The following is a 6,190-nucleotide window of genomic DNA, read 5'->3' as shown; positions in this document are numbered from 1 at the left end:
AAATACCTCTACAATCTTTACGATAACTCCATAGTGTTGACGGCAGGTACTCGGTTCCGTTCAACACGGGCTTCATTGTTCGTGCTGCGCACACAACGAAACCCTAGCTGTTGGCAGCTAGCGTTATCTACGTTTGATTGGTTTTGTAATTCCAGACATTCCAACATCTTTCTTTGTGTAATAATTTTCAATGTCATCTCGATATGAATGGATGTGTATTTTTTCATTTTCTTTCTCGATAGATAAAGGAAATTTATTTTCAAAAAAGAAGCCTAAAATATCTATTTCGTCTTGAAATTCAACATCATTTCTCTCATATAGACCAAATCGATTTTCAATGTAATCTTTAAAGTCATTTTCATTTTCAATTAGATCAGAAAATATCATTAAGTCATATAGTGAAACAATCCATGTCCATTTATAAACAGAACTTAACACCCCTGATTCGATTAAATATTTTAGATTTACTGATACAGTTGACAAATGCTCATACATTACAGAAATTTTGATAATCTTGTATTTATGTGATTTATCAATTATCAATGTGTTTAGCTTTGAGTTAGCGATATATCTAAATGCGGGACTTTCATTATCTTCTATGAATTTTTCAGCTCTATAGCATTGATAAGAGCCTTCATTTACAGTATCTTTTAATCTGTCTTTTAATCCTTTAATTGCACCTCTTCGATGTTTTTTATTTAGTTCGCCCGCTTTAACTTCTATGATGTAAATTGTATCTTTTACCAATACCTAAAATATCTAATTCAGGTTCTTTTGCCAAGCCATCTTCTTCTATATTATATTTCAGAGAATGGTAAAACTCAACTTCTGGCAGAAATTTTTCAAATAGTGATTTCGTCTTTCTTTCAATGTAATTATCACGTGAATTTGCAAAAGAGTTTCCTTTAAATGAATGTTCATAGTATACGGAGTCAGCAGTCTGTAACAGATTTGCAGTAATATTGAAAATATTTCTAAAAGGAAGACTTAATGAAAAACAGTAAAATTTGTCCTCAATTATAATTAATGGTTTTGTTTGACTTACAGAGTCACCTAAAATAAAACCACCAAACTTGCCTTTTAAGAATTCCGAATTATCGCCAAAACAGTGCGATAGTAGATTAAAAATCTTTTTTTCTTTTTCGGTTTTAGGAATAACCCAAAATAATCTATTGTAACCTTCAATATAATCTAGAGGAAGTAGTGAAGGTCCTTCGGGATGCCCTTCATCATATAAATCTAAATTATCAGAAACAAATTGTTGCATAAAATGATTTCCCGGTGAAATCATTTCTTTCGTTACTGCTTCTTTACCTTTTTCATCACTCCATTGTAGAAATCTTCGATGTGTTAATGAGCCTCCAAAAGCATTCCCGATTTTAGAAGCGATTAGTAAATCTAATCTTTTTATTGTATTAAATATGTCAGATGAATTAAAACCATAGAATTGTTGTAAAAAGTCATTGTGAAATGAGAATGTTTCTTCATATATTTCAGAAATATGGGATTGATAGCCGTCACCACGAACATGCATTGCATCTTCCATAACAGAAACTTTTAACCAATGGTCAAATTCAGTCCCGTCTTTAGGATATTCTGAGGACATTTCATAAAAGCCAATATTCATTTTTATTTTAGATAACTGTGCTTTTATTTCAAGAATATTTTCTTCTGTTGGAGTTATTCCTGCATTTGAATTTGGACTTGCCGAAGCAATGTTTATTGCGTATTCAAGTATGACTTCAATTTCATCATCTTCAACTATTTTTTCTTTTTCCTCTTGCTCCATGTCCTGACCAACATATCCTTCCATAAATTGATTATGAAGATTTGGGCTAGCTGAAATAAGTTTTGAACCTAATCCTCCTAATATATAAATTTTATCATATTTATTAATTAAAGAAACAGCTATATTTATTTCATCTTTTATCCAATTGAAATATCGTTCTCTATCAGTTCTTGCTTGTTTAATTGCATATTGCCAATGTGCTTTAGTTTCTTCTTTCAAATAAAAAGGGTCATTCATAGTTTATTGTCTGTTGATTTTCACGCACGCCTGATGGTAACGGATTTGTATAAGATTTGTGCGGCTTAAAATCCATAGGATTTTCAGTCTAGTACAAATGTTAATTGGTTGTTTTGGTTTTACAATTTATCTTTAAATATAGCATAAATTTTATGCGTTGTTGTGCATAGTTATTTTTTCATTTTCAAGCCATAAATTATTCCGATAATTCATAATATTAAAAATATATATGAATATTTAATATCCGTTTTTTTGTTTTTATTGTAATTAATTATGTCAAAATATTTCCGATTATTTGAAGACAAATATTTAATTCCAATTTTTTTCAGTTTAGAATTTTTTAATAATTCCTCATATTCATTCTTTAAAACTTTGACAGTAATTTCGGATTTATCAGATTCATTCTCCTTAAATAACTTATAATCAACTTTTAAGTTCTCAGTAGAGTGGGTGAATAAAATAAAACACCTAATTAAAGGAGAATTAAATTAAAGACTAATATTTTGTAACTCTTCTATTTGCTCTTCAGGTGTTTGGCCAATTCTAAACCACCAACTGGTTTTATTAAGCAATCGTGCAAGTACATACATTTCATCGGTACCTGTATATTCACAAATTATCTGAATCAGGTTGTCTCCCTTTACTCTACATCTTTCGACCATATAAGGATAGCTTTCATTAACCATAAATATGCTCCTTTCCATAAATAATCCAGATTTTCTCATTACACGAATTATAGGTTCAAACTCGTTAGGGTTTGCATCTATTTCTTGCATTAATTTATCTAGAGTTGCCATACTAGTGTTATCAATAACGTCATAAGCATTGCGCCTGTGATCATTTGTGGGCATTGACATTTCCATATTATTATCTGTATTTAGGATATTAAATATTTTTGTGAGTCCTGTTAATGTGCCATAATCATAATAATCAAGTTCTTTTAGTATCACACTAGTTGATTTACTAACAGCAAAAATATTATCTTCGTTTTTATTTAATTTCGAAAGTTCTTTCTTTGCTATTTTTAAAACATCTTCTATTGTTTTGTTATCTCTAATTCCATTTCTTAAATTGTCTTTTTGAGAGTTATTCATAGAATATACTAAAGTGTTTTGTATATCTGTTTTAAGCTTTATCATTAAATTTCTACCTTCGGTAGATGCGAATAATTTATTTCCTAAATCACTAATTTTATCTTCACTCATTTTTCTTTAATTTTATATTTATTATCTTGGTTTTTTAGTGGTATTACTGCCAACTGCATTATTAAAATAAAATCTAACGGCTAATATTCTAATTATTTTCAACTGAGTCTTTTAGGCGCAAGTAGCATATAACTAGTATATAGGCGCAACAAACCTTCGCATTTACACACCAAAATGGTAGATTGACGAAGGCTTATTTCGTTTTATGCATTTTCAAATATATACAACTTTTAGTACACTTTTATAATTGAATGGATATAATCTCTTTAATTTTTGTGGTGAAAGATGGTGATAGTTTTTCCTGCTTCATTTTCCACTGGCGGTCGAGGGATTGGGTGCCGAATTTGATTTTGTTGGTGCCGTAGCTTTTATTCATTTTGTCAATTACACTCATTAATGGCTGGTGCTTTGGATTTGAGGTGTTGAATAAGGATAGTTGGGTTTCGTTATTTGGCGTTAAGCCCATCACTATTACGCCCGCTTTTTTGTAGTGATAGCCTTCTCTAAAAAGTGCTTTTAGTCCGATTTGTGCATAGTGGTTAAGCTCGATTGTGGAGTTGGTTGGGAAGTCGGTATTGATTATGATGTTGCGCGAGTATTGCGGTTGGTCTTTGCGGAAATAGTTGGTTTGAACAAATACCATTATCATGTTGCAATGGCTGCCTTGTTTGCGTAGTTTTTCGGAACAGGATGCGGTGAATGTGGACACTCTTTCGGAGAGTTCCGCGATTTTGGTGTACATTTTTTCAAATGATCGCGTGGTCGCAATCATCTTTTTGTTTTTGGGTGATTCCAGATCTAATGTAGGTTTACCCTCCAATTCGTGCTTTAATCGTAACCCAACTACAGCCATTTCTTTACGGACCCATTCATCAGACAACTGTGTGAATTGATACGCGTTAAAAATTTTTTTGGCTTGTAATCGTTTGGCATGCTTTCGGCCAATACCCCAAACGTCTTCTATTTTGGTCCATTTTAAGGCTTTAATTCTCTTTTCGTCACTATCTATGCTGTACACACTTTTTGTACGTTCTGGGAATTTCTTGGCAATTTTATTGGCCACTTTGGCCAAGGCTTTCGTTGTTGCAAAACCTATACTAACCGGAATGCCTGTCCCCTTTGTCACTTTGCGCTGCATGTCTAATCCAATTTCATTGAAGTCGAACATTTCGAAACCTTTGAATTTTAGGAAGGCTTCATCGATGCTGTAGATTTCAATTTCAGGAGAATACGTCGCCAAAATGTTCATTACCCGGGAACTCATATCGCCGTACAGGGCATAATTGGACGAATAGACGAATACATTGTTGGCAATAAAAATATTTTTGTACTCGAATGCCGGAGCACCCATAGGAATTCCTAAAGCTTTGGCTTCATTGGAACGAGCAATAACACAACCGTCATTGTTAGAAAGAATCACCATTGGCTTATTTCTTAAATTGGGTTCGAAGACTCTTTGGCAAGAGGCGTAAAAGTTGTTGCAGTCGACTAAAGCAAACATAATTTGGGTGTTGTGTTCATCCTCTCTCTAAATCCCTCTCCAAAGGAAAGGGACTTGAGAAGTGGAATTATATATTCAATTTAGAATGTTTTGATACTGTTCGTAACGATTCCCCAGATCATAAAATCATTTTCCGGTGTTACTTTTATGGGTTTGTAGTCCTCGTTTTCGGCGATGAGCCAAACGATGTTTTCTTCGATTTTGATGCGTTTTACGGTGAATTCGCCATCGATTTGGCACACTGCAATTTTGTTGTTCTGAGGTTCGAGGCTTTTGTCAATTTAATAAATCACCATCATTGATTCCGGCATTTTTCATCGAATGTCCTTTTACTTTTGCAAAAAAAGTGGAGTCCCGATTCTTGATGAATTCCTTATTCAAGTCGATGGTTAATTCAATGAAATCATCGGCAGGCGAGGGGAAGCCCGCGCTGATACCCACATCAAAAAAAGGCAGTTTTAATGCTGTGGAATAGTCCGGGAAGTAAAATTCCAATGTTGGGGTTTTATGCAGGCTTCGTAATTTCATTTTACAAAATTAGAGAAGATTGAAATTGGTTGTTAGGAAATGGGAAGAAATAGTTATTGACGTGGGTATTTATGATTTGTTAAAAATAAAGATCGATTCTCCAATACAATTATTAAAGAAGTTTATTTTTATCTGTTGTAATTGTAAAATACACTTTATTGATGCATATCGTATTAAAGCCAATTAAAGGTGTTTTGTTGGATACTTTTTCATCATTTACGCAGGTGCCAGTGCTTTCTAAATCATAGAGACAAACATTATCTTTAGTATTGATTATTATACAATGTCTTCTGCTTACTGCATTCGATCCTGCTACTTGAATATCATTTTCATTGTAATCTTCCCTACCAAATTTTATAATAGGATTATTGAATGAATTTTGAGTTTCTATTTTATTATTGGTTTCTAATATTGATATTGTATTTTCTTTTAAAGTGTTGAATTGAAAGTCCATAAATAACAGTTTTGATTTTAGTGTTGGTGATTTTTTATAATTATGACTTATTTCCTCTTCCGTAATCACCGAAAGATTGTATTCGATAAATGGATTGTTACCTTGCTCCAATTTTGATTTTGGAGGGTATGACTTACCATTAGCATTTAAGACAAAAGCAATAAAATAATTATTTGCAAAACACGGTAAAGACGGATTGGCTTCCATAATCATTTTGGATAATTCCATTGCTGTTTCGTATCTATCCGTTTCGTAAAAACATCGAATTAATAAATTATAGGCTTCATAATCTGCCGGATTTCTATGCAGATGGTCTGATAATAATCCTATTGCAATCGGATATTTCTTCGCCTCTAAGTTTGGAAAAACCGGTCAAATTGACCACCCTATTCCAGTGTAAATTGACCACCAGTTTCGGAGCAAACTGACCACCACTTTCCAGTTCAAATTGACCACCTGATTTTGGTGTACAATTA

The 6,190-nt window shown here is 32.7% G+C and carries 5 protein-coding genes and 1 pseudogene; all 6 read right to left on the bottom strand.

From position 1 onward, the window contains the following. Positions 1-123: 123 nt before the first annotated feature. Positions 124-747: a hypothetical protein gene (locus tag ACFX5D_RS16125; protein ID WP_379859223.1), complete on the bottom strand. Its 624-nt coding sequence runs from the start codon at positions 745-747 to the stop codon at positions 124-126. Beyond that, positions 713-2,026, bottom strand: coding sequence for a hypothetical protein (locus tag ACFX5D_RS16120; RefSeq protein ID WP_379859222.1), 1,314 nt, complete (start codon positions 2,024-2,026; stop codon positions 713-715). Before ACFX5D_RS16120 ends, ACFX5D_RS16125 begins: the two co-directional genes overlap by 35 nt. A gap of 488 nt (positions 2,027-2,514) precedes the next feature. Beyond that, on the bottom strand, positions 2,515-3,231 hold the full coding sequence (locus tag ACFX5D_RS16115) for a hypothetical protein (protein WP_379859221.1): 717 nt from the start codon (positions 3,229-3,231) through the stop codon (positions 2,515-2,517). A 241-nt stretch (positions 3,232-3,472) separates the two neighbouring features. After that, positions 3,473-4,732: a Y-family DNA polymerase gene (locus ACFX5D_RS16110; protein WP_379859220.1), complete on the bottom strand. Its 1,260-nt coding sequence runs from the start codon at positions 4,730-4,732 to the stop codon at positions 3,473-3,475. Positions 4,733-4,812: 80 nt separating this feature from the next. After that, positions 4,813-5,260, bottom strand: a pseudogene (locus ACFX5D_RS16105) (LexA family protein). 112 nt (positions 5,261-5,372) lie between these two features. Beyond that, positions 5,373-5,942 (bottom strand): FHA domain-containing protein, encoded by a 570-nt coding sequence (locus ACFX5D_RS16100; RefSeq protein ID WP_379859219.1) that lies wholly within the window; start codon positions 5,940-5,942, stop codon positions 5,373-5,375. Positions 5,943-6,190: the final 248 nt, after the last annotated feature.

This window comes from Flavobacterium fructosi, assembly GCF_042787335.1.
Taxonomy (GTDB): Bacteria; Bacteroidota; Bacteroidia; order Flavobacteriales; family Flavobacteriaceae; genus Flavobacterium; species Flavobacterium fructosi.
The sequence above is the reverse complement of the archived record's forward strand: the minus strand, read 5'-3'. Positions and strand labels throughout refer to the sequence as shown.

What these genes read in the sequence shown, in the direction of transcription:
- ACFX5D_RS16100 (WP_379859219.1), bottom strand. Translation starts at nt 5,942, where the DNA reads ATGGAATTATCCAAAATGATTATGGAAGCCAATCCGTCTTTACCGTGT.
- ACFX5D_RS16115 (WP_379859221.1), bottom strand. Translation starts at nt 3,231, where the DNA reads ATGAGTGAAGATAAAATTAGTGATTTAGGAAATAAATTATTCGCATCT.
- ACFX5D_RS16120 (WP_379859222.1), bottom strand. Translation starts at nt 2,026, where the DNA reads ATGAATGACCCTTTTTATTTGAAAGAAGAAACTAAAGCACATTGGCAA.
- ACFX5D_RS16110 (WP_379859220.1), bottom strand. Translation starts at nt 4,732, where the DNA reads ATGTTTGCTTTAGTCGACTGCAACAACTTTTACGCCTCTTGCCAAAGA.